The sequence below is a fragment of the Xylophilus sp. genome (genome assembly GCA_009914555.1).
Taxonomy (GTDB): domain Bacteria; phylum Pseudomonadota; class Gammaproteobacteria; order Burkholderiales; family Burkholderiaceae_C; genus WNDY01.
The window spans coordinates 22,821-43,836 of the sequence record WNDY01000023.1; the positions used below are offsets into that span (position 1 = coordinate 22,821).

The 21,016-nt window shown below is 71.3% G+C and carries 20 protein-coding genes; 11 read left to right on the forward strand and 9 right to left on the reverse strand.

Annotated elements, in window-relative coordinates; genetic code table 11:
* Positions 1-39: 39 nt before the first annotated feature.
* The gene (locus GAK38_RS11915) at positions 40-300 is read right to left on the reverse strand and encodes a hypothetical protein (protein WP_325344433.1); all 261 of its coding nucleotides are present in this window, start codon (positions 298-300) and stop codon (positions 40-42) included.
* A gap of 84 nt (positions 301-384) precedes the next feature.
* Here GAK38_RS11915 and GAK38_RS11920 point away from each other — a divergent pair, with 84 nt between their 5' ends.
* Positions 385-1,605: an esterase-like activity of phytase family protein gene (locus GAK38_RS11920; protein WP_443089204.1), complete on the forward strand. Its 1,221-nt coding sequence runs from the start codon at positions 385-387 to the stop codon at positions 1,603-1,605.
* Positions 1,602-2,441, forward strand: coding sequence for a pyrroline-5-carboxylate reductase (gene proC, locus GAK38_RS11925; protein WP_325344369.1), 840 nt, complete (start codon positions 1,602-1,604; stop codon positions 2,439-2,441). The genes GAK38_RS11920 and proC overlap by 4 nt, the downstream gene beginning before the upstream one ends.
* Positions 2,442-2,501: 60 nt before the next feature.
* Here proC and ubiA read toward each other — a convergent pair whose 3' ends face one another.
* From ubiA to GAK38_RS11940, 3 genes are all read right to left on the reverse strand, one after another.
* The gene (gene ubiA / locus GAK38_RS11930) at positions 2,502-3,383 is read right to left on the reverse strand and encodes a 4-hydroxybenzoate octaprenyltransferase (protein ID WP_443089205.1); all 882 of its coding nucleotides are present in this window, start codon (positions 3,381-3,383) and stop codon (positions 2,502-2,504) included.
* Between the two features lie 162 nt (positions 3,384-3,545).
* Positions 3,546-4,118: an RNA recognition motif domain-containing protein gene (locus GAK38_RS11935; protein ID WP_325344371.1), complete on the reverse strand. Its 573-nt coding sequence runs from the start codon at positions 4,116-4,118 to the stop codon at positions 3,546-3,548.
* A gap of 267 nt (positions 4,119-4,385) precedes the next feature.
* Positions 4,386-4,769 carry an RNA recognition motif domain-containing protein gene (locus tag GAK38_RS11940; protein WP_325344373.1) on the reverse strand — a complete coding sequence of 128 codons (384 nt, stop codon included), beginning with the start codon at positions 4,767-4,769 and terminating at the stop codon, positions 4,386-4,388.
* Between the two features lie 282 nt (positions 4,770-5,051).
* Here GAK38_RS11940 and GAK38_RS11945 point away from each other — a divergent pair, with 282 nt between their 5' ends.
* The 5 genes from GAK38_RS11945 to GAK38_RS11965 all read left to right on the forward strand — a co-directional run bounded on the left by GAK38_RS11945 (position 5,052) and on the right by GAK38_RS11965 (position 9,089).
* On the forward strand, positions 5,052-5,180 hold the full coding sequence (locus GAK38_RS11945; RefSeq protein ID WP_325344375.1) for a hypothetical protein: 129 nt from the start codon (positions 5,052-5,054) through the stop codon (positions 5,178-5,180).
* A 132-nt stretch (positions 5,181-5,312) separates the two neighbouring features.
* Entirely contained in the window at positions 5,313-6,485 is a 1,173-nt protein-coding gene (metX, locus tag GAK38_RS11950; RefSeq protein WP_325344377.1) for a homoserine O-succinyltransferase MetX, read from the forward strand.
* Entirely contained in the window at positions 6,482-7,066 is a 585-nt protein-coding gene (metW, locus tag GAK38_RS11955; RefSeq protein WP_325344379.1) for a methionine biosynthesis protein MetW, read from the forward strand. Before metX ends, metW begins: the two co-directional genes overlap by 4 nt.
* A gap of 61 nt (positions 7,067-7,127) precedes the next feature.
* Positions 7,128-7,949: a 2-oxo-tetronate isomerase gene (gene otnI / locus GAK38_RS11960; RefSeq protein WP_325344381.1), complete on the forward strand. Its 822-nt coding sequence runs from the start codon at positions 7,128-7,130 to the stop codon at positions 7,947-7,949.
* A 9-nt stretch (positions 7,950-7,958) separates the two neighbouring features.
* Complete coding sequence (locus GAK38_RS11965; protein ID WP_325344383.1) at positions 7,959-9,089, forward strand: glycerophosphodiester phosphodiesterase; 1,131 nt, start codon at positions 7,959-7,961, stop codon at positions 9,087-9,089.
* Between the two features lie 12 nt (positions 9,090-9,101).
* Here GAK38_RS11965 and GAK38_RS11970 read toward each other — a convergent pair whose 3' ends face one another.
* Genes GAK38_RS11970 through GAK38_RS11990 form a run of 5 tightly spaced genes read right to left on the reverse strand, consistent with a single transcriptional unit; the run spans position 9,102 to position 14,390 of the window.
* Entirely contained in the window at positions 9,102-10,358 is a 1,257-nt protein-coding gene (locus tag GAK38_RS11970; protein ID WP_325344385.1) for an acyl-CoA dehydrogenase family protein, read from the reverse strand.
* Positions 10,359-10,385: 27 nt separating this feature from the next.
* Positions 10,386-11,711: an LLM class flavin-dependent oxidoreductase gene (locus tag GAK38_RS11975; RefSeq protein WP_325344387.1), complete on the reverse strand. Its 1,326-nt coding sequence runs from the start codon at positions 11,709-11,711 to the stop codon at positions 10,386-10,388.
* Positions 11,708-12,574 carry a MetQ/NlpA family ABC transporter substrate-binding protein gene (locus GAK38_RS11980; RefSeq protein ID WP_325344389.1) on the reverse strand — a complete coding sequence of 289 codons (867 nt, stop codon included), beginning with the start codon at positions 12,572-12,574 and terminating at the stop codon, positions 11,708-11,710. Before GAK38_RS11980 ends, GAK38_RS11975 begins: the two co-directional genes overlap by 4 nt.
* A gap of 44 nt (positions 12,575-12,618) precedes the next feature.
* The gene (locus tag GAK38_RS11985; protein ID WP_325344391.1) at positions 12,619-13,287 is read right to left on the reverse strand and encodes a methionine ABC transporter permease; all 669 of its coding nucleotides are present in this window, start codon (positions 13,285-13,287) and stop codon (positions 12,619-12,621) included.
* Positions 13,287-14,390: a methionine ABC transporter ATP-binding protein gene (locus tag GAK38_RS11990; protein WP_325344393.1), complete on the reverse strand. Its 1,104-nt coding sequence runs from the start codon at positions 14,388-14,390 to the stop codon at positions 13,287-13,289. Before GAK38_RS11990 ends, GAK38_RS11985 begins: the two co-directional genes overlap by 1 nt.
* 300 nt (positions 14,391-14,690) lie before the next feature.
* Here GAK38_RS11990 and GAK38_RS11995 point away from each other — a divergent pair, with 300 nt between their 5' ends.
* From GAK38_RS11995 to GAK38_RS12010, 4 genes are all read left to right on the forward strand, one after another.
* Complete coding sequence (locus tag GAK38_RS11995) at positions 14,691-16,580, forward strand: ABC transporter ATP-binding protein (RefSeq protein WP_325344395.1); 1,890 nt, start codon at positions 14,691-14,693, stop codon at positions 16,578-16,580.
* Complete coding sequence (locus tag GAK38_RS12000) at positions 16,577-18,379, forward strand: ABC transporter ATP-binding protein (protein ID WP_325344397.1); 1,803 nt, start codon at positions 16,577-16,579, stop codon at positions 18,377-18,379. The genes GAK38_RS11995 and GAK38_RS12000 overlap by 4 nt, the downstream gene beginning before the upstream one ends.
* A 280-nt stretch (positions 18,380-18,659) precedes the next feature.
* Positions 18,660-20,150: a M20/M25/M40 family metallo-hydrolase gene (locus GAK38_RS12005; RefSeq protein ID WP_325344398.1), complete on the forward strand. Its 1,491-nt coding sequence runs from the start codon at positions 18,660-18,662 to the stop codon at positions 20,148-20,150.
* Positions 20,147-21,010 carry an alpha/beta hydrolase gene (locus GAK38_RS12010; protein ID WP_325344400.1) on the forward strand — a complete coding sequence of 288 codons (864 nt, stop codon included), beginning with the start codon at positions 20,147-20,149 and terminating at the stop codon, positions 21,008-21,010. Before GAK38_RS12005 ends, GAK38_RS12010 begins: the two co-directional genes overlap by 4 nt.
* Positions 21,011-21,016: the final 6 nt, after the last annotated feature.

Genomic DNA, 21,016 nt, shown 5'->3' on the forward strand with positions numbered 1-21,016 from the left:
GGGCCGGCGCGGGAACGCTCGGTTGCCCTGCTGCGCGGCCTACTTCGACAGGTCGATCGCGTACTTCGCGGTGCCCCGGCCGCTGCCGTCGTCGGGTGCGACCAGCGAGATGCCGGCCAGCCCCGCGCTCACCGACAGCACCGGGAAACACGCCGTGTGCTGGTGGCCGAGCGCGAGGGCGTCGATGCCCGGCACCCGGGCGAGGTAGAGGCTGGGGTTCTCCATCGTGGGCGAGTACGCGGCGGCGTCCAGCCCGCCGTGCAGCAGTGCGACCACCACGTCGGCGCCCTCGCGGCGCACATTGAAACTTTGGTGAAGCCGCCATGACGTTGCGCCGTTGCACTGCGCAGCGCGGCCGGGCTGCCCCTACTACACTCGCTGCCCATGTCCGCCACCACCGACACCATGACCCCGCCCCGCAGGCCGCGCACCGCGCGGCGCGGCCCGTTGCTGATGCTCGCCGCCGCGTTCTGGCTGTCGAGCTGCGCACCGCTGCCGCCGGCCGCCACGCCGCAGCCCGAGGCCGCCGCCGGGCTGCGGCTGATCGGCGAGGCCGTCCTGCCCCACGGCCTGGACTACGGCGGCACGACCGTGGGCGGCCTCTCCGGCATCGACTACGACGCCGCCGGCGACCGCTACGTGCTGATCAGCGACGACCGCTCCGATCACCAGCCGGCGCGCTTCTATACCGCGCGCATCCGCTACGATGCCGCCAGCCTGGAGCCGCCGGTGCTGACCGGCACCGCCGCGCTGCGCCAGCCCTCCGGGCGGCCCTACGCGCCCGCGCGCGCCGCCGAGGACGGCGTGGACGTGCCCGACGCCGAGGCCGTGCGCTGGCTGCCCGGCGGCCAGGCGTTGCTGTGGACCACGGAGGGCGACCATGCGCGCGGCTTCGACCCGGCGCTGCGCGAGGCCCGCGCCGACGGCAGCTTCGTGCGCGAACTGCCGCTGCCGGCGCACCTGGGCTTTTCGCGCGAACCCGGCCGCGGCGCGCGCAACAACGCCACGCTCGAAGGGCTGGCGATCACGCCTGACGGCCGCACCGCCTGGGTGGCCATGGAAGGCCCGCTGCGCCAGGACGGCCCGGTCGCCACACCCGCCAGCGGCGGTGCGCCGGTGCGCTTCACCGCCCTCGACATCGCCAGCGGCCGGGCGCTGCGCCAGATCGCCTACCAGCCCGATGCGGTGCCGCTGGCCAGCCCCGTGCCCGGCGGCCACACGAACAACGGCGTGGCCGAGATCCTGGCCGACGGCCCCGACCACCTGCTGGTGCTCGAACGCTCCTACAGCCTCGGCGCAGGCACGTCGCTGCGGCTCTACCGCATCGACACCCGCGCCGGCAGCGACACGCTCGCGCTCGACCGCCTCGCGCCCGGCAACCACCGGCCCGCGCCCAAGGTGCTGGTGGCCAACCTCGCCACGCTCGGCCTGCGGCGGCTCGACAACGTCGAAGGCATGACCTGGGGGCCGCCGCTGCCGGGCGGCGCCCGCGTGCTCGTCTTCGTGAGCGACAACAATTTCAGCCGCATGCAGATCACGCAGCTTTTCGCGGCCGAATACCGCGAACCCCCGCCCACCGCTTCCGCCTCCGCTTCCGCGCCATGACCCCTCCGCAGCCCGCTTCCCCCCGTGCCCGCATCGCCTTCATCGGCGGCGGCAACATGGCCAGCGCCATCATCGGCGGCTTGGTCCGCCAGGGCGAGGAGCCCGGCCGCATCACCGTCGTCGAGCCGCTGGCCGCCGCGCGCGAACGCCTCGCCGCCGACTTCGGCCTGCGGCCCGAGGCCGCCCCCGGTCCGGCGCTGCACGGCAGCGACCTGGTCGTCTGGGCGGTCAAGCCGCAGGTCTTCCGCGAGGCCGCCCTCGCTGCGGCGCCGCACTCGGCCGCCGCGCTGCACCTGAGCGTGGCCGCGGGCATCGGCAGCGACAGCATCGCGCACTGGCTCGGCAGCGAACGCATCGTGCGCGCCATGCCCAACACGCCGGCCCTGGTCGGCCGCGGCGTCACCGGCCTGTTCGCCCGCGCGGCCGCCGGCGCCGCCGACCGCGCGCTGGTCGACCGCGTGCTCGAACCCACGGGCGCGCGCGTCTGGGTCGAGCGCGAGGCGCAGCTCGACGCGGTGACTGCGCTGTCCGGCTCGGGCCCGGCCTATGTCTTCTACTTCCTCGAAGCCATGCAGCAGGCCGGCGCCGAACTCGGCCTGCCGCCCGCGCAGGCGCTGGAACTGGCCATGGCCACCTTCGCCGGCGCGGCCCACCTGGCCGCGCAGTCGGGCGAGCCGCCGGCCGTGCTGCGCGAGCGCGTCACCTCCAAGGGCGGCACCACGTTCGCCGCGATCGGCGTGCTCGATGCAGCCGACGTCAGGAACCACTTCGCCGCCGCCATCCGCGCAGCCCACGACCGAGCGCAGGAACTCGGCACAGAATTCGGGAAGGGGTAATACCCCCCAGGCCATCATACCGTAACGCACATCTGATGCGCGCTGCGGGCATATACCCCTTCAGCGCAGTGCGTACCCGAGGGCGATGCCGGCGAACACCGTCGCGCCGAGCCAGTGGTTCTCACGGAACGCGGTGAAACAGCCCTCGCGCGTGCGGTGGCGGATCAGCGTCCAGTGCCAGGCCGCCTGCGCCAACGCCGCGGCCAGCGCCAGCCAGAACACCAGCCCGAGCCCCTCGCCGGCCAGCGCCGCGGCCCAGATCGCCAGGAAAGCGAGGTAGAAGCCCACGATGGCCGCCACGTCAAAGCGGCCCAGCGTGATCGCCGACGTCTTGATGCCGATCCTCAGGTCGTCATCGCGGTCGACCATCGCGTACTCGGTGTCGTAGGCCAGCACCCAGAACAGGTTGCCGAGCAGCAGCACCCAGGCCAGCGGCGGCACCGCGCCGCGCACCGCGGCGAACGCGATCGGAATGCCGAGGCTGAACGCCACGCCCAGCACCGCCTGCGGCATCGACACCACGCGCTTGGCGAACGGATAGGCGATCGCCACCGCCAGCGCCGGCACCGACCAGGCCACGGCCGCCGCGCTGGTCGTCAGCACCAGGGCGAAGGAGGCCAGCGCCAGCACTGCGCCCAGGACCAGTGCCTCCCTCACCGATACCAGCCCGGTGGTGACCGGCCGGCCGGCCGTGCGCTTGACGTGGCGGTCGAACTCGCGGTCGGCCACGTCGTTGACGCAGCAGCCGGCGCTGCGCATCAGCACCGTGCCGGCTACGAACACCGCAAGCAGGTGCCATCCCGGGAACCCGCTCGCGGCCACCCACAGCGCCGACAGCGTGGGCCATACCAGCACCAGCCAGCCGGCCGGGCGGTTCCAGCGGATCAGGTCGAGATACAGGGCAAGGCGTGACGGTGCGGCAGCGGGCGGGGACATCGGCATGGAGATCGAACGAGAGTGGCGATGGCGGGCGGGCGGCAATCATCGCCGATCAGGCGACGACGCCGCGCGAGCGCCGCGGAAATGAAAACAGGCCCGCGAGGGGCCTGTCTTCAGAATGAACCGGATGGATGCGCCGAGCGGCGCCAGAGCCGATACGGATGATCAGTAGCCGCCGTTGCCGCCACCGTAGCCGCCGCCACCGCCGCCATTGCGACCGCCGCCGCGCGGGCCGGAGCCGTAGGGACTGCGGAAGCCCCCATCGTTGCCGCCACCGCCGCCGTAGCCGCCGCCACTGCGACCACCGCCGCCGCCGTAGCCGCCACCACCGCTGCGGCCACCACCGCCGCCGTAGCCACCGCCACCACCGCCGCCGTAGCCGCCACCACCGCTGCGGCCACCACCGCCGCCGTAGCCACCGCCACCACCGCCGCCGTAACCACCACCGCCGCCGCCTCCACCGTAGCCGCCGCTGCGCGGCGGGCGGGCTTCCATCGGGCGGGCCTCGTTGACGACGATGTTGCGGCCGCCGAGCGACTGGCCGTTCAGGCCGTTGATGGCCGACTGCGCTTCGGCATCGCTGCCCATTTCCACGAAACCGAATCCCTTGGAGCGGCCGGTGTCACGTTCGAGCATGACCTTGGCGCTGTTGACGGTGCCGAATTCGGCGAATGCTTGCTCCAGATCGCTGTCGCGTGCCGTGTACGGCAGGTTGCCGACATACAGTTTGTTGCCCATCGAAGGGACTCCTCAAAAACACATGGAATGAAAGCGCCGGAATCCCACTCGAAGCCAGCCGACCACTCGCCACAGCACGGACGAATCACCGCGAACCCAGACAGCCCGGACACTTGCCAGCGCATTATGCGCCACGATTTCTCGAAAAAAGCAACCACTTTCGCAGCACCGGGAGACAGCACCGTGGCTCAGGCTGAAGCGTCAGACAAGAGCAATGAAAGTCACAAAAACAAACACCCGGCGAAGCCGGGTGTGTATCAGGGGCTGTCAGTAGCCGCCACGGCCGCCGCCGTAGCCGCCGCCACCACCACCGCCGTAGCCACCGCCGCCGTTGCTGCGGCCGCCGTAGCCACCGCCACCGCCAGCCCCACCGCCGTAGCCACCGCTGCGCGGCGGGCGGGGTTCGAGCGGGCGGGCCACGTTGACCACGAGGTCGCGGCCGCCGATGTTGCGGCCATGCACGCCTTCGATGGCGGCCTGCGCTTCGGATTCGCTGCCGAACTCGACGAAGCCGAAGCCCTTGGAGCGGCCGGTGTCACGCTCGAGCATGACCTTGGCGCTGGAGACGCTGCCGAATTCGCTGAACGTCTGCTGCAGATCGTCGTCGCGGAAGGAATACGGCAGATTGCCGACGTAGAGTTTGCTGCCCATGAAATGGGACTCCTCAGGAAAACACGAAAAAAAGCGATGGAGCCCTACGCAATCGACAAAACTCTGACGGCTTCGAAAGACGCGAAACTGAACATGCACCGCACATCACCTCCTCGGCACACGAGACAGGCCGGACCATTATGAGGCTGCGTATGCATCGGTCCAAGCAATGTTTTGCATATTCAACTGAACTATTCGCGAAACCGAGGGTTTCCCCCCGACCGGGTGTCGGCCGCGCGGCACGGCGCCTGCACCGGCGTGGAGGCCGGCCCCACTCGGGGCATGTGGCCTGACAGCGCGCTGGTCGTGCGGCCCGGCGACCGGGCCATGCGCCGCGTGCCGGTCCGTGCGGCGCATGGGGTTTCCGCGGTGACCGTCACCGTGCCGGAGCTGCCGGCGCTGTTCGGCTGACCGGTATACTCCGCTCCCACGCGCCGATTTGCCACCGCTTGCGGGCGCGCTACAAATACCGCTAAAGACGATCCGCCCAGCGCGCGCGTGTGCAACCCGGCTTCGTTGTCTTTGGCGACGCCGGGTTTTTTCATGTCGTTCATCGCCAGACCGCAGTCCCTGACCTTCGACGCACCGCTGCCGCTGACCAGCGGCGCCGTGCTGCAGGACTACACCCTCGCCTACGAGACCTACGGCACGCTCGACGCCGAGCGGTCCAACGCCGTGCTGATCTGCCATGCGCTCAACGCCTCGCACCACGTGGCCGGCGTCTACGAAGGCCAGCCGCGCTCGGAGGGCTGGTGGGACAACATGGTCGGGCCGGGCAAGCCGGTGGACACCGACCGCTTCTTCGTCATCGGCATCAACAATCCGGGCTCCTGCTTCGGCTCGACCGGCCCGATGGACGCGAACCCGGCCACCGGGCGCGTCTGGGGCGCCGACTTCCCCGTGGTGACGGTGGAGGACTGGGTCGACGCCCAGGCCCGGCTGCTCGACGCGCTCGGCATCGGGACGCTGGCGGCCGTCATGGGCGGCAGCCTGGGCGGCATGCAGGCGCTGTCGTGGACGCTGCAGTACCCCGAGCGCGTACGCCACGCGGTGGTGATCGCGAGCGCCCCCAACCTCAACGCCGAGAACATCGCCTTCAACGAGGTCGCGCGCCGCGCGATCGTGACCGACCCGGACTTCCACGGCGGCCACTTCTACGAGCACGGCGTGATCCCCCGGCGCGGCCTGCGCATCGCGCGCATGGTGGGCCACATCACCTACCTGTCCGACGACGTGATGAACGCCAAGTTCGGCCGCGAACTGCGCGAGGGCCTCACGCCGCGCTACACCACGCAGGACATCGAGTTCCAGATCGAGAGCTACCTGCGCCACCAGGCCGACAAGTTCAGCGAGTACTTCGACGCCAACACCTACCTGCTGATCACCCGCGCGCTCGACTACTTCGACCCGGCGCGCACCCACGGCGGCGGCAGCCTGCGCGCGGCGCTGGCCCGCACGGCCGCGCGCTTCCTGCTGGTGAGCTTCACCACCGACTGGCGCTTCTCGCCGGCGAGGAGCCGCGAGATCGTCCATGCCCTGCTGGAGAACAACCGCGACGTGAGCTACGCGGAGATCGACGCGCCCCACGGCCACGACGCCTTCCTGCTCGACGACCCGCGCTACCTCGCGCTGGTGCGGGCGTACTTCGACCGCATCGCGGCCGAGCCGGCGCCGGCGCGCACATCGGCCGTCACCCTGCAAGGACTGGCCGTATGAGCGACCTCCAACTCCAACAGACCATCGCCCGCCTCGTGCCGCAGGGCTCGCGCGTGCTCGACCTGGGCTGCGGCAACGGCGCGCTGCTCGACCTGCTGCAGCGCGAGCGCGGCTGCACCGGCTACGGCGTGGAGATCGCCGACGACAACGTGCTGGCCTGCGTCAGGCGCGGCGTCAACGTGATCCAGCTCAACCTCGACGAGGGCCTGGGCATGTTCGGCGACGGGGCATTCGACGTGGTCTTGCAGATCGACACGCTGCAGCACCTGCGCAACGCCGAGGTCATGCTGCGCGAGACTGCGCGCGTCGGCCGCACCGGCATCGTCGCCTTCCCCAATTTCGCGCACTGGCCCAACCGACTGTCGGTCCTGCGCGGGCGCATGCCCGTGACCAAGCGCCTGCCCTACCAGTGGTACGACACGCCGAACATTCGCGTGGGCACCTACAAGGACTTCGAAGTGCTGGCGCGCAAGAACGCACTGCGCATCCTCGATTCGTTCGGATTGCAGGAAGGCGCCGAACTGCGCGTGCTGCCCAACCTGCGCGCCGGCACCGCCGTGTTTCGCTTCGAGGCAGAGTAGATACTGTCAAGAGGATAGGCCCATAGCAGGCGGCGCTCGCCCGGCATGGCATCATACTCCCATGCCATGCTTTGCCGTCAACCTGAGCTTCCTGTATACGGAGCTACCCTTCCTCGACCGCTTCGCCGCAGCGGCGCAGGACGGCTTTGGCGCGGTCGAGTTCCTCTCGCCCTACGGCATCGCGCCGGCCGAGATCGCCGCCCGGCTGCGCGACCACGCGCTCGAACTCGTGCTGTTCAACACGCCGCCCAGCGGCGCCACGCTGGCCGACGCCGCCACCGCCTGGGAGCGGCCCGACCGCGGCACCGCCGCCCTGCCCGGGCGCGAGGCCGAGTTCCGCGCCGGCATCCGCCTCGCGCTCGACCATGCCGAGCGGCTCGGCACGCCGCGCATCCACGTGCTCGCCGGCCTCGCGCCGCCCGGCGCCGACACGGTCCGGCTGCGCGCGACCTACGTCGCCAACCTGCAATGGGCCGCGGCGGAGGCCCGCCTGGCCGGCCGCACCCTGCTCATCGAGCCGATCAACGGCCGCGACATGCCGGGCTACCTGCTGCAGCGCCAGGACGATGCCCACGCCCTCCTCGACGCGGTCGGCGTGCCGAACCTGCAGGTGCAGATGGACCTCTACCACTGCCAGGTCACCGAAGGCGATGTGGCCATCAAGCTGCGCCGCTGGCTGCCGACCGGCCGCGTCGGCCACCTGCAGATCGCGGGCGTCCCCGAGCGCCACGAGCCCGACCGCGGCGAGCTGCACCACCCTTACCTGTTCGAGCTGATCGACCAGCTCGGCTACGGCGGCTGGATCGGCTGCGAATACCGCCCCGCGGCCGGCACGCGCGCAGGGCTCGGCTGGCTTCACGCGGCGGACACACGCCGGTCATAGAGTGGGGCCATGGGCTTCACCTCGCATCCGCTCAACCGCCGCGCCGCCTTCGCCACCGCGCTCGGCCTCGCGGCCGCCGCCCGCGCGCAGGACAGCGGCGCCTGGCCGCCGCGCCCGCTGCTGATCGCCCACCGCGGCGCCTCGGCCCTGCGGCCGGAGCACACGCTGGCCGCCTACGCCCAGGCGATTGCCGACGGCGCCGACGCGATCGAGCCCGACCTCGTCATCACGCAGGACGGCGTGCTCGTCGCCCGCCACGAGAACGCCATCGCCGTGCTCGGCGCCGACGGGAAGGTCAAGGAAGCCACCACCGACGTGGCCGACCGGCCCGAATTCGCCGCGCGCCGCACGACGAAGACCGTCGACGGTGAAGCGATCACCGGCTGGTTCGTGGAGGACTTCACGCTCGCCGAGCTGAAGACGCTGCGCGCCCGCGAACGCATCCCGGCAATCCGCCCGGCCAACGCGCGCTACGACGGCCAGTTCGAAGTGCCGACCCTGCAGGAGGTCATCGACCTCGCCGCGGCTGCCTCGCGCCGCCTGGGCCGCACCATCGGCATCTATCCCGAGACCAAGCACCCGGCCTACTTCCAAGGCATCGGCCAGCCGCTGGAGCCCGCGCTGGCCGCTGTCCTGGAGAAGAACGGCCTGGCGCGCCGCGACGCGCCGGTCTTCGTACAGTCGTTCGAGCCGTCGAGCCTGCGGCGCCTGCGCGAGCGCATCCCGGTGCGGCAGGTGCAGCTGGTCGCCCCGCGCGGCCAGCCGTGGGACTTCGCCGCCGCCGGCGACCCGCGCAGCTTCGCCGACCTGCTGACGCCTGCCGGCCTGCGCGGCGTGGCCGCTTATGCCGATGCCATCGGCCCCTACAAGACGCTGGTGGCGCCGGTGCAGGGCGGTGCCGTGGGCGAGCCGACATCCCTTGTGGCCGACGCGCATGCGGCCGGCCTCGCGGTCCACGTCTGGACGCTGCGGCCCGAGAACGCCTTTCTGCCTGCGGCCTACCAGCGCGCCGGCGGCGACCGCACCCAGCGCGGCGATGGCGCGGCCGAGATCGCCGCCTACCTGCGCGCCGGCGTGGACGGCTTCTTCACCGACGACCCGGCCGTGGGCCGCGCGGCGATCGCCGCGTTCCGGCCCTGACGCTCCGCGCCGTCAGCCGGCACCCACCCGGTAGGCCGTGGGCGGCGGCGTGCCGTTGACCGCATAGGCGCCGACCTGCCGCTCGCGGTAGACCCGCGGGTTGTGCGAGGCGATGGTGCGCGCATTGCGCCAGTAGCGGTCCAGCCCGGCGGTGCGCAGCGTGGCCGAGGCGCCGAGCGCATCGAACAGCTCGGTGCTGGCGCCCAGCACCAGCGCGGTGATGACCGAGACGGCCTGGTCCACCTCGACATGGGCTTCGGTGTGGGCCAGCAGGCGGCGGGCCTCGTCGGCATCCGCTGCCAGATGGGCGTCGTGGCTGCGCTGGATGGCGCCGGCGGCCTGCAGGCTCACCGCCCGGGCAGCGTAGGCGGCCGAATGCACCCGGCCGACCACCTGCAGGATCTGCGGATCGTCCGCCACGTGGGCGGCGTTGCCGTGGCTGTAGACCCGGTTGCGCTGCTGCACGCGCCGCGCCACGTCGTCGGCCAGCGAGCGGCCGATGCCCGCGAGCGATGCCAGGTGCACCAGCTGGTAGAACGGCACGGCATAGGGAACGCGGTCGGTCGTGGGGCGCACCCATTCCGGGCGCACCTCCACGTTGGTGAATCGCGCCGTGCCGCTGGCGGTCAGCGCCTGGCCGAAGCCGTCCCAGTCGTCCAGCACTTCCACGCCGGGCGCCGTGCGCGGCACCTGCAGGTAGGCGGTGGTGTCGCCGTCCTGCGCGGCCACGGCCACCCAGTCGGCGAACAGCGAACCGGTGGTGTAGAACTTTTCGCCGTGCAGGCGCAGTCCCTGCGGCGTGCGTTCGAGCCGCGTGGCGAAGGTGCCGACGCGGGCTGCCGTGCCCGCTTCGGACAGGCCGGCGCCGATCAGCGTGCCCTGGGCCAGTTGCGCCAGCCAGTGGGCGCGCCACTCCCGCTCGCGCGCGGTGAGCACGTCTTCGACGAAACCCAGGTGGGCCCGCAGTGCGTTGACCACGTTGGTGTCGGCCGCGCCCAGCTCGACCAGCAGGCCGAAGAGTTCCGGCAGCGTCGCGCCGAAGCCGCCCTGCGCCACCGGCAGGCGCACCCGGTGGAAGCCCGCTTCGCGCAGCCAGGCGATCTCCTCGTGCGGCAGCCGGTGCTCCACGTCGCGCTCGACCGCGCTGGCGCGGATGCGTTCGAAGATCGGGCGCCAGCGCTGGGCCAGCTGCTCGTAGCGCTCGCTGGGCGGCGCGCCCCAGGCGGACAGCGGCTGTGCGGGACGGGTGGATGTCGTGGAATCGCTCATGGTGGAGGTGCCCTGGAGGAAAAAGGGTCAGTGCGGCGCGAACGCCGGCCGCGCCAGGCCCAGGTGGTCGCGCAGCGTATCGCCCTCGTACGCGGTGCGGAAAATTCCGCGCTTCTGCAGGATCGGCACGACCTGCTCGACGAAGTCCTGCAGGCCGCTGGGCAGCAGGCCCGGCATCAGGTTGAAGCCGTCGGCCGCGCCGGCGCGGAACCAATGCTCGATGTCGTCGGCCACCTGCTCGGGCGTGCCGACGATCTCCCGGTGCCCGCCGCCGGCGGCGAAGGCGCCGAGGAACTGGCGCAGCGTATAGCCGTGCTGCCGCGATCGCGCGAGGATGCCGCGGAAGAAGGTATGGCCGCCGTTGCCGCCGTTGGGCAGCGGCAGGTCGTGCGGCCGCGGCTCGTCGAGCGCCAGCGACTCGGGCGGCACGCCGAGCCGGCCGGCGAGCCGGCGCAGGCTGTGCTCGATCGGCACCAGGTCGATCAGCTCCCGGTGGCGGCGCCGGGCCTCGGCCTCGGTGCCGCCGAGGAAGGTGCCGAGCCCCGGCAGCACGCGGATCGCGTCGGGACCGCGGCCCAGCGCCTCGGCCGCGCGCTTGAGGCCCTGGGCATAGTCGACCGCCTCCTCCAGCGACTGCGACAACGCGAACACCGCCTCGGCATGCCGCGCCGCCAGCGCCTGCCCGTCGGCCGAGCCGCCGGCCTGCACCAGCACTGGATGGCCCTGGCGCGACCGCGGCTGGTTGAGCACGCCGTCGACCGAGAAAAACTCGCCACGGTGGTGCAGCGGGTGCAGTTTGTCGAGATCGACGAAGCGGCCGCTCACCGGGTCGGCCACCAGCGCATCGTCGGCCCAGCTGTTCCACAGGCCCTTGACCACGTCAGTGAACTCGGCCGCGCGGCAGTAGCGCGTGGCATGGTCGAACACGTTGGCGTGGCCGAAGGCGCGGGCCGACGAGGTATCGGCCGTGGTCACCACGTTCCAGCCAGCCCGGCCGCCGCTGATGTGGTCCAGCGAGGCGAAGCGGCGCGCGAGGTTGTAGGGCTCGTTGTAGCTGGTGGAGGCCGTGGCGATCAACCCCAGGTGCGTGGTGGCGCCGGCGATGGCCGTGAGCACCAGCGTGGGCTCCAGCGCGGTGACCGGGCCGGTGGCCAGGCCGTCGGTGGTGACGCTGTCGGCCAGGAAGATGGCGTCGAACTTGCCGGCCTCGGCGATGCGGGCGACCCGCACGTAGTGCTGGACGTCGACGAAGCCCAGCGGGTGGTTCTCGGGCACCCGCCAGGCCGAGGGCACGAAGCCCTGCAGCCAGGCATTGACGTTCAGGTGCAGCTGCCGGGGCCGGGTAACACTCATGGCACCAGCCGCTGCTGCACCGGCACGACGAAGCCCTTGTAACCGTCGTCGATGAACTTGGCCACGGCCGGGCCGGTGAGGTAGCCGATCAGGCGTTGCACGCGCGGATCCTTGAGCTTGTCGTCGCGCACCACGAGGATGTTGGCATACGGGTTGTGGGCCTTGTCTTCGAGCGCCAGCGCGCTCTTGGGGTCGATATCGTGGGTCAGGGCGATGTCGCCGTTGATGAAGGTGGCGGCCACGTCGGGCAGCGACTTGGCGCGCAGGCGCGTTTCGGTGCCGATGAACTTGAACTTCTTCGGGTTGGCGACGATGCTCTTCTCGTCGACGGCCAGCGCAGCGGCCGAGCCGTCGGATTGGCCGTGGTCCAGCTTCAGCAGTCCTTCGTTCTGGAGGATGAAGAAGGCGCGCGGCAGGTTGGTCTGCTCGTTGGGCACCAGGATCGAGGCGCCTTCCGGGATGTCCTTGACCGACTTGTACTTCGACGAGTACAGGCCAAAGACGTTGACCAGCAGCGTGGCCGCGGGCACCAGGCGGCCCTTGCCCTCGGGATGCGCGGCGATCCACGAGACGAAGTACGGACGGTGCTGGAACAGGTTGGCGTCCACGTCGCCCTTGAGCAGCAGCTGGTTGGCATCAAGCCCCTGGCTGCTTTCGATGACCTTGAGCTTGAGGCCGCTGTGGTCGGCGTCGGCGAGCTTCTGCACGTAGCGCAGGATGTCGCCCTGCGGCGTGGGCGTGACGTAGACCTTCAGCGGCTCGCCGGCCTGCGCCGATGCGCCTGACGGCAGCAGGGCCGCCAGAACGAGGGCGGCGGCGGCCAGCAGGGCCTGGCGGCGGGACGTGGTCGTGCGAAGAAACATGGATCGGGCTTCCTTGTTGGAGAGACGTTGGAAAAGAAAGGCTGCTAGCGCTTGTGCTTGCGCAGGCGGATCCAGGTGTCGCCGGTGATCTGGATGGCCTGCACGATCAGCACCATGGCGACGACGGCGATCACGATGAGTTCGGTGAACCAGCGCTGGTAGCCGTAGGTCAGCGCGAAGTCGCCCACGCCGCCCGCACCGATGGCGCCCGCCACGGCCGTGCCCTCCACCAGCCCGACCAGAATGATGGTGGCCGAGCCGATGATCCCGGACAGCGACTCGGGCAGCAGGATGCGGAAGACGAACTGCGGCGTGGTCACGCCGATGACCCTGGCCGCCTCGATGCGGCCCTGGTCCAGCTCGCGCAGGTTGGCCTCGATGAGCCGCGAGAAGAACGGAGTGAATCCCACCGTCAGCGGCACCAGCGCGGCCGCCGGCCCGAGCGGTGTGCCGACCACCAGCCGGGTCAGCGGTATGAGGATGACGATCAGGATGATGAACGGGATGGACCGGCCGATGTTCACCACCGCGTTGACCGCGTGGTACAGCGCCGGGCGCGGGCTCCAGAAATTGGGCGCCGTGAGGTACAGCAGCAGGCCCACCGAAATGCCGATGCCGATGACCAGCACGCCCGAGAGCGCCGTCATGTAGAGGGTCTGCCCCAGGGCTTCCCAGAAGTCCGGCAGGTACTGGGTCCAGTCGCGGGTGCCCATCAGGCGGCCTTTCCGAGCACGATGCTCTTCTCGCGCAGGATCGAGGACAGCGCCTCCAGCACCGACGGTGCCTTGCCACGGATGTCGAAGTCCACCTTGAAGCGCGCGGCGTCGACGCCGCCCAGCCGCTCGACACCGCCGGAGACCACGGCCGAGGTCACGTCCAGCCGGCGCGCCGCGTCGGAGAACACGGTGCTCTGCACACGCACGTCCGACAGCAGCAGGTCGTAGCGCACCCAGCCCTGGGCCGGGCCGTGCGACAGGTCCGGCGCCGGCAGCAGCTGGCGGCCGAGGTAGGAGTCGGCGTCGTGCAGCAGTTCGCGCACGCCGCCGGCCTCCACCACGCGGCCATGCTGGATCAGCGTGACCGAGTCGGCCGCATGGCGCACCACGTCCCAGGAATGGGTGATGAGGATGATGGTCAGGCCCAGCTGCGCCTTCAGCCGCAGCAGCAGGTCGAGGATGAGCGTGGTGGTCTCCGAATCGAGCGCACTCGTCGCCTCATCGCACAGCAGCACCTGCGCGTCGGCCACCACCGCCCGCGCGATGCCCACGCGCTGCTTCTGGCCGCCTGAGAGCTGCGACGGGTAGGCGCCCTCCTTGCCCTGCAGGCCCACCAGTTCGATGAGCTCCTGCGCCTTGCGCCGGCGCTCGGTGCGCGACACGCCCCGCACGGCGAGCGGGAATGCGATGTTCTCCAGCACCGTCTTGCCATGGAACAGGTTGAAGTGCTGGAAGATCGTGGCGACCTGGGAGAGATAGCTGCGCCGCTCGGCACCGCGCAGCTGGTGGATGTCGTGGCCATGGAAGCGGACCACGCCGCGGCTCGGACTCTCCAGCAAGTTCAGCAGGCGCAGCAGGGTGCTCTTGCCGGCGCCCGAGGTGCCGACGATGCCGAAGAACGATCCCGCGGGCACCGCCAGGCAGATGCCGTCAAGCGCCGCAACCATCTCCCGGCCACGGTGGAAGGTCTTCGAGATGTTCTCCAGCGTGAAGACACTTTCCATGGAATCGAGCGAGGGGTGCAGAAGGATGGCCGGCAGCAGGAGGGTGCCCGAGGAGCCGAGGATTCTGTTGGCTCCGCCCTGCGGGCGGAGGAACATTTGCTCATATCCATCCGTAGCTGCTGCATAAGCAGCAGCACTACCGTTGCATTGCTGCAGGCAGGACAGCGCCTTCCTGCACCGCATGGGCGCACGCCTTGTGAATCAAGGACTTGGCCGCCATGTACCGACAGACAGGCCGTGGCATGCTGCTTGCAGCGGCCACCGGCTCCGCCCAAAACCATACGACACGCCCCCTGGACCGCAGCCGCCGTCCATCGAGGGGTATATGCCCATGCCGCTTGATATCCGTCTACTTCCCAATCATACTCCGCGCGGTATCTGCCGCCCCTGCGCTGCGTGAGCGCCGCGCAGCCGGCGCAGCAGGACGCCCTCAACATCCATGCCCTCGGCGGCCTCGACCTGCGGGCCATGCCGCGCGTGCTCGGCCGGCTCGCGCGGCTGGGCCTGCGCCACCGCTGGCTGAGCCTGGGCGCCATCGGCTGCGCGCTCGGCGCGGCGGTGTTCAACCTCGTGCTGCCCCGGCTGCTGGGCCGCGCGGTCGACGAGGCGCACCGGCTGCTCGCGTCCGGCGCCAACGACGCGGCCCGGCGGGCGCTCTGGGCCACGGCCGCATTGATCGTCGGCGCGGCGGTGCTGCGCGGCGTGCTGACCGGGCTGCAGGGCTATTTCGGCGAGTGGATCGCGCACCGCACTGGGCACGACCTGCGGCTGGCGTTCTTCGACAAGCTCCAGCGCCTGTCGCCCGCGTTCCACGACGCCAACCATTCGGGCGACCTGATCACCCGCGGCATGCTCGACCTGGAGGGCGTGCGCGCCTTCCTCGAAAGCGCGCTGCTGCGCGTGGTGGCGCTGGCGCTGCTGCTCGGCCTGGGCGTCTGGCGGCTCGTCGGCATGGACCCGGTGCTGGGGCTGCTGGCGCTGTCGTTCGTGCCCTTCGTCATTGTGCGGGCCGCACGCATGGGCGTGCTGCTGCGGCTGTCGTGGCAGCGGCTGCAGCAGCTGATGTCGGACCTGACGCTGGGCATGGAGGAGAACCTCCAGGGCCAGCGCGTGGTGCGCGCCTTCGCGTCGCGGGACAAGGAGTTGGCCCGCTACGACGCGGTGGCCGACCGGGCGCTGGACCTGTCCAACCGTCGCATCACGCTGCGCATGTCGGCCATGAGCCAGATGAACCTGGCCTTCTACACCGCCATGGGGCTGGTGCTCTGGTTCGGCGGCCGGCGCGTGGCCGCGGGCCAGATCACCGTGGGCATGCTGGGCGAATGCCTGGCCTTCATGACGCTGCTGCAGATGCCGGTGCGCCAGGTCGGCATGATCGTCAACGCCAGCGCGCGGGCCACCGGCGCGGGTGCGCGGCTGTTCGCGGTGCTCGACGCGGTGCCCGACATCGCCGATGCGCCGGACGCGAAGCCGCTGGCCGTCACCGAAGGCGTGCTGCGCTTCGAAGACGTGTCGTTCGCCTACGGCCCGCCGGCCGTCGGCCGGCAGCTGTCGCACGTGAGCTTCACGCTGCGCCCGGGCCAGGTGCTGGGCGTCGTGGGCGCGCCCGGCGCGGGCAAGTCGACGCTGGCCCAGCTGGTGCCGCGGCTGCGCGATGCGAGCGCGGGCCGCATCACGATCGACGGGCAGGACATCCGCACGGTCACGCTCGACTCGCTGCGCAGCGCCGTGGTGCTGGTGCAGCAGGAAGCCTTCCTGTTCGACACCTCGGCGCACGACAACATCGTCTATTCCGAGCCCGACAGCCCGGCCGACGTGTCGGAACAGGCGGCCGTCACCGCGCAGCTGCACGAGCAGCTGCTGTTGCTGCCGCAGGGCTACGGCAGCCGCGTGGGCGAGCGCGGCGGCGCGCTCTCGGGCGGGCAGCGCCAGCGCATGACGATCGCGCGGGCGCTCGCCGCGAAGCCGCGCGTACTGGTGCTCGACGACGCGAGTTCGGCCGTGGACAACATCACCGAGCGCCGGCTGCGCGGCGCCCTGCAGGATGCGCTGCAGCACGCGGCCGTGATCATCGTGGCCCACCGGCTGGCGGCCCTGCAGCACGCCGACGAGATCCTGGTGCTGGAGGACGGCCGCGTGGCCGAGCGCGGCACGCACGATGCGCTGGTCGCCCAGGGCGGCGCCTATGCCGCGCTGTGGGAATTGCAGAACCGCAGCGGCGACCATGCCGAGGCGGCCAACGACGCCAAGGGCATTGCCGTCGCGAAGAAGGAGGCCCGGCCATGAGCACGCCCTCCTCGACCCTCGCGCGCCACGGCCACGATGGCGACGCCGTCTTCTCGCGCTTCGACGGCCACACCGCGCGGCGCATCGCCGGCTTCCTCGCGCCGCACCGCGCGGCGCTGGCCGCGGCCATCCTGAGCATCCTGGCCTACACCGCCGTGCAGGTCGCCATCCCCGCGACCGTGCGGCTGGCCGTGGATAGCGTCGTGGGGGCGTCGGCCCATGCGCTGTCGAGCGTGCTGCTGGTGTTCGCCGGGCTGGTCGCGGCCAATGCGGTGCTCGGCTTCCTCCAGGAGTGGATCGCGGCACGGCTGGCGCAGCGCGCCATCTTCGACCTGCGCCGCGCCATGTACGCGCACCTGCAGGACGTAAGCCTGTCGGTGCTCGACCAGACGCAGACCGGCCGGCTGATGTCGCGGCTGCAGGGCGACGTGAACGCGCTGCAGGAGTTCCTGGAGAACTCGGTTTTGGCCATCGGCGACCTGTTCCTGCTCGCGGGCATCGTCTTCGTGCTGGTGGCGATGGACTGGCAGCTCGGCCTGCTCACGCTGGCGGTGCTGCCGGCGCTGGTAGTCGTGCGCGCGCGCTGGATCCCGTGGGCGCGCAAGGTGTTCATCCGGGCACGCGAGGCCTCCTCGGCCGTCAACGCGGCGCTGGCGGAGAACATCAACGGCATCCGCACCGTGCAGGAGAACCGGCGCGAGGCCGAGAACCTGCGCCGCTACGGCGTGCTGGCGCGCGAGAACCTCACGGCCCAGCTCGGCTCGGCGCGCGCCTCGCAGCTCATGGTGCCGCTGGTGGACGTGCTGACCGGCATCGCACTGGCGGTGGTCGTGGTCGTCGGCGGCAGCCACGTGATCGACGGCTCGCTCGGCGTGGGCGTGATGGTGGCCTTCATCTTCTACGTGCAGCGCTTCTTCGAGCCGATCCGCACGCTGTCGATGCAGTACACGGTGATGCAGCGCGCCATGGCCGCGGGCCACCGCATCTTCGAGGTGCTCGACGTGCCGCTGACCCTGCAGGACCGCCCGGACGCGCTCTCTCCGGCGCACCTCACGCCGGCCATCTCGCTGAGGAACGTGACCTTCGGCTACCGCCCGGGCCATCCGGTGCTGCGCGGGCTGGACCTGGAGATCGCGCCATTCACCACCGTCGCCCTCGTCGGCCCCACCGGCTCGGGCAAGACCAGCATCGCCGCGCTGGTGCACCGCTTCTACGACGTGTGGGAAGGCAGCGTCTCCATCGGCGGGCACGACGTGCGCGACCTCACGCTCGCCACGCTGGGCCGCACCGTAGGCATGGTGCAGCAGGAGCCGTTCCTCTTCAGCGGCACGGTGGCCGACAACATCCGCTACGGCGTCGAAGGCGCCACGCGCGAGGAGATCGAGGCCGCCGCGCGCGCGGTGCACGCCCACGACTTCATCGCGCGGCTGCCGCAGGGCTACGACACGCCGCTGGGCCAGCGCGCCCGCAACCTGTCGATCGGCCAGCGCCAGCTGCTGAGCTTCGCGCGCACGCTGCTGGCCAACCCGCCGGTGCTGATCCTCGACGAGGCCACGGCCAACATCGACAGCTTCACCGAGCGCGACATCCAGCGCGCGCTCAAGGTGCTGTGCGCCGGCCGCACGACCATCGTGATCGCGCACCGGCTCTCGACCGTGCGCGACGCCGACCGGATCGTCGTGCTCGGCGACGGCCGCGTGGCCGAACAGGGCACGCATGCCGAGCTGCTGGCGCTGGGCGGCGCCTATGCGCGGCTGCACGCGAGCAGGCAGGACACGGTGGACGCCGCAGCGCACTGAGACAACATTCCCCCGAGCCGCTTCGCGGCTCCCCCTTCTCTCTGTAGCGCTGCACGCTCCGGGAAGGAGGGCGGCGCCAGTCTCGACGACTGCAGACATACCCCTTGGACAATGTCTCTTTACCGCGCGGCGGACTTGCGCTGCGGCTGGATACCCCCATATACGCATCCCAAGCCCTGCCTTCGCGCCGTGGAGGTGGAATATGATGCGATATGTATCTTTGCCGTGAACGCCCGCGCCGCCCGCGCTGGCGCGCCCCGGCTGGAAGGAGCCTTCCGCCATGAACGCCCGCGCACCCTCGCCCGTCCTCGACACCGCCGCCGCCCTCGACTTCGCCACCCGCGCGTGGGACGGCGACATCGTGCGGCAGCTCAGCGACTACATCGCCATCCCCGCCAAGTCGCCCGGCTTCGACAAGGACTGGCAGCAGCACGGCCACATCGACACCGTGGTGCGCAACGCGGCGGCCTGGGTCGAATCGCAGAAGGTCGCCGGCCTGACGCTCGAAGTGGTGCGCCTGCCGGGCCGCACGCCGGTGCTGTTCTTCGATGTCGAAGGCACGCAGCCGAACGCCAACGCCGCCCAGGCGCCGACCGTGCTGATGTACGGCCACCTCGACAAGCAGCCCGAGTTCAGCGGCTGGCGCAGCGATCTGGGCCCCTGGACGCCCAAGTACGAGAACGGCCTGCTCTACGGCCGCGGCGGCGCCGACGACGGCTATGCCGCCTATGCCAGCATCGCCGCCATCCAGGCGCTCAAGGCCCAGGGCGTGCCGCACCCGCGCATCGTCGGCCTGATCGAGACCTGCGAGGAAAGCGGCTCGGTCGACCTGCTGCCCTACGTGGACGCGCTGCGCCCGCGCCTGGGCGAAGTCGCGCTGGTGATCTGCCTGGATTCGGGCGCCGGCAACTACGACCAGCTCTGGCTCACCACCAGCCTGCGCGGCATGGCCAGCGGCACGCTCAAGGTCGAGGTGCTGACCGAGGGCGTGCATTCGGGCGACGCCTCGGGCGTGGTGCCTTCGTCGTTCCGCATCCTGCGCCACCTGCTCGACCGGCTGGAGGACTCGGCCACCGGCTGCCTGCTGCCGGCGAGCTTCCACTGCGAGGTGCCGGCCGAGCGGCTGGTGCAGGCCCAGGCCACGGCCGCGATCCTCGGCGACGCGCTGTACAAGCGCTTTCCGTGGGCGCACTACGACTGCGGCGGCGCCACCAACACATTCACCCTGCCGACCACGACCGATCCGGTCGAAGCGCTGCTGCGCCGCACCTGGGCGCCCACGCTCAGCGTGACCGGCGCCGAGGGCCTGCCCGCGCTCAAGGACGCCGGCAACGTGCTGCGCCCGTACACCGCCTTCAAGCTCTCGCTGCGCCTGCCGCCGCTGGTCGACGCGGCCTCGGCCACGCAGGAACTGAAGGCGCTGCTGGAGGACAACGCACCTTACCAGGCCCGCGTGACCTTCCATGCCGACGGCGCGGCCAACGGCTGGAACGCGCCCGCGACGGCGCCCTGGTTCGCCCAGGCGCTCGACGCCGCCTCGCAGGCCCACTTCGGCGCGCCCTGCGGCACCATCGGCCAGGGCGGCACCATCCCGCTGATGAACCTGCTGTCGCAGGGCTTCCCGACCGCGCAGATGATGGTCTGCGGCGTGCTCGGCCCCAGGAGCAACGCGCACGGGCCCAACGAGTTCCTGCACGTGCCCTATGCCAAGAAGCTCACCGCGGCCGTGGCCCAGGTGATCGCGGCCCTGCCCGCGGGACTGGATGTGTGAGGGACTCGGCGCTCTCCACTTTCACCGCCAGCGACGGCGACAACATCGCGCTGCAGGACTGGCCTGCGGCGGGCGAGGCTCCGGTGCCGCGCGGCCTGATCCTGCTCGTGCACGGCCTGGGCGAGCATGCGGGCCGCTACGACCGGCTGGCGCGCCGGCTCTGCGGCTGGGGCTTCGCGGTGCGCGGCTACGACCAGTACGGCCACGGCGAATCCGGCGGCCCGCGCGGCGCGCTGCCGAACGACGAGCGGCTGGTGGACGACCTGGCCGACGTGGTGGACAGCACGCGCGCCATGCTGCCCGCGGGCGTGCCGCTGATCCTGCTGGGCCACAGCCTGGGCGGGCTGGTGGCCGCGCGCTTCGTCGCGCAGCACAGGCGCGCGGTCGACGGGCTGGTGCTGTCTTCGCCCGCGTTCGCCGTCGGACTGCGGCCGCTGCAGCGGCTGCTGCTGGCCGCAGTGCCGCGGCTGGCGCCGGACCTGCGCGTGTCCAGCGGGCTGGACCCACGCCAGCTGTCGCACGACCCGGCCGTCGCGCGAGCCTGGCGCAGCGACCCGCTCTGCCACGACCTCATCTCGGGCCGGCTGGCGCGCTTCATCGCCACTGCCGGCCCACAAGCCCTCGACGCGGCCGCGCGCTGGCGCGTGCCCACGCTGCTGCTCTACGGCGGCAGCGACCGCGTGGTGCAGCCCGCCGGCAGCCAGGCCTTCGCGGCGATGGCGCCGGTCAGCACGGTGAACTCGCACCGCTTCGACGACCTGTACCACGAGGTCTTCAACGAGCAGGACGGCGAGCCGGTCGATGCCCGGCTGCGCCAGTGGCTGGACCGCTATCCGGCGAAGGCGCCGCACGGCGTCTGAAAATAC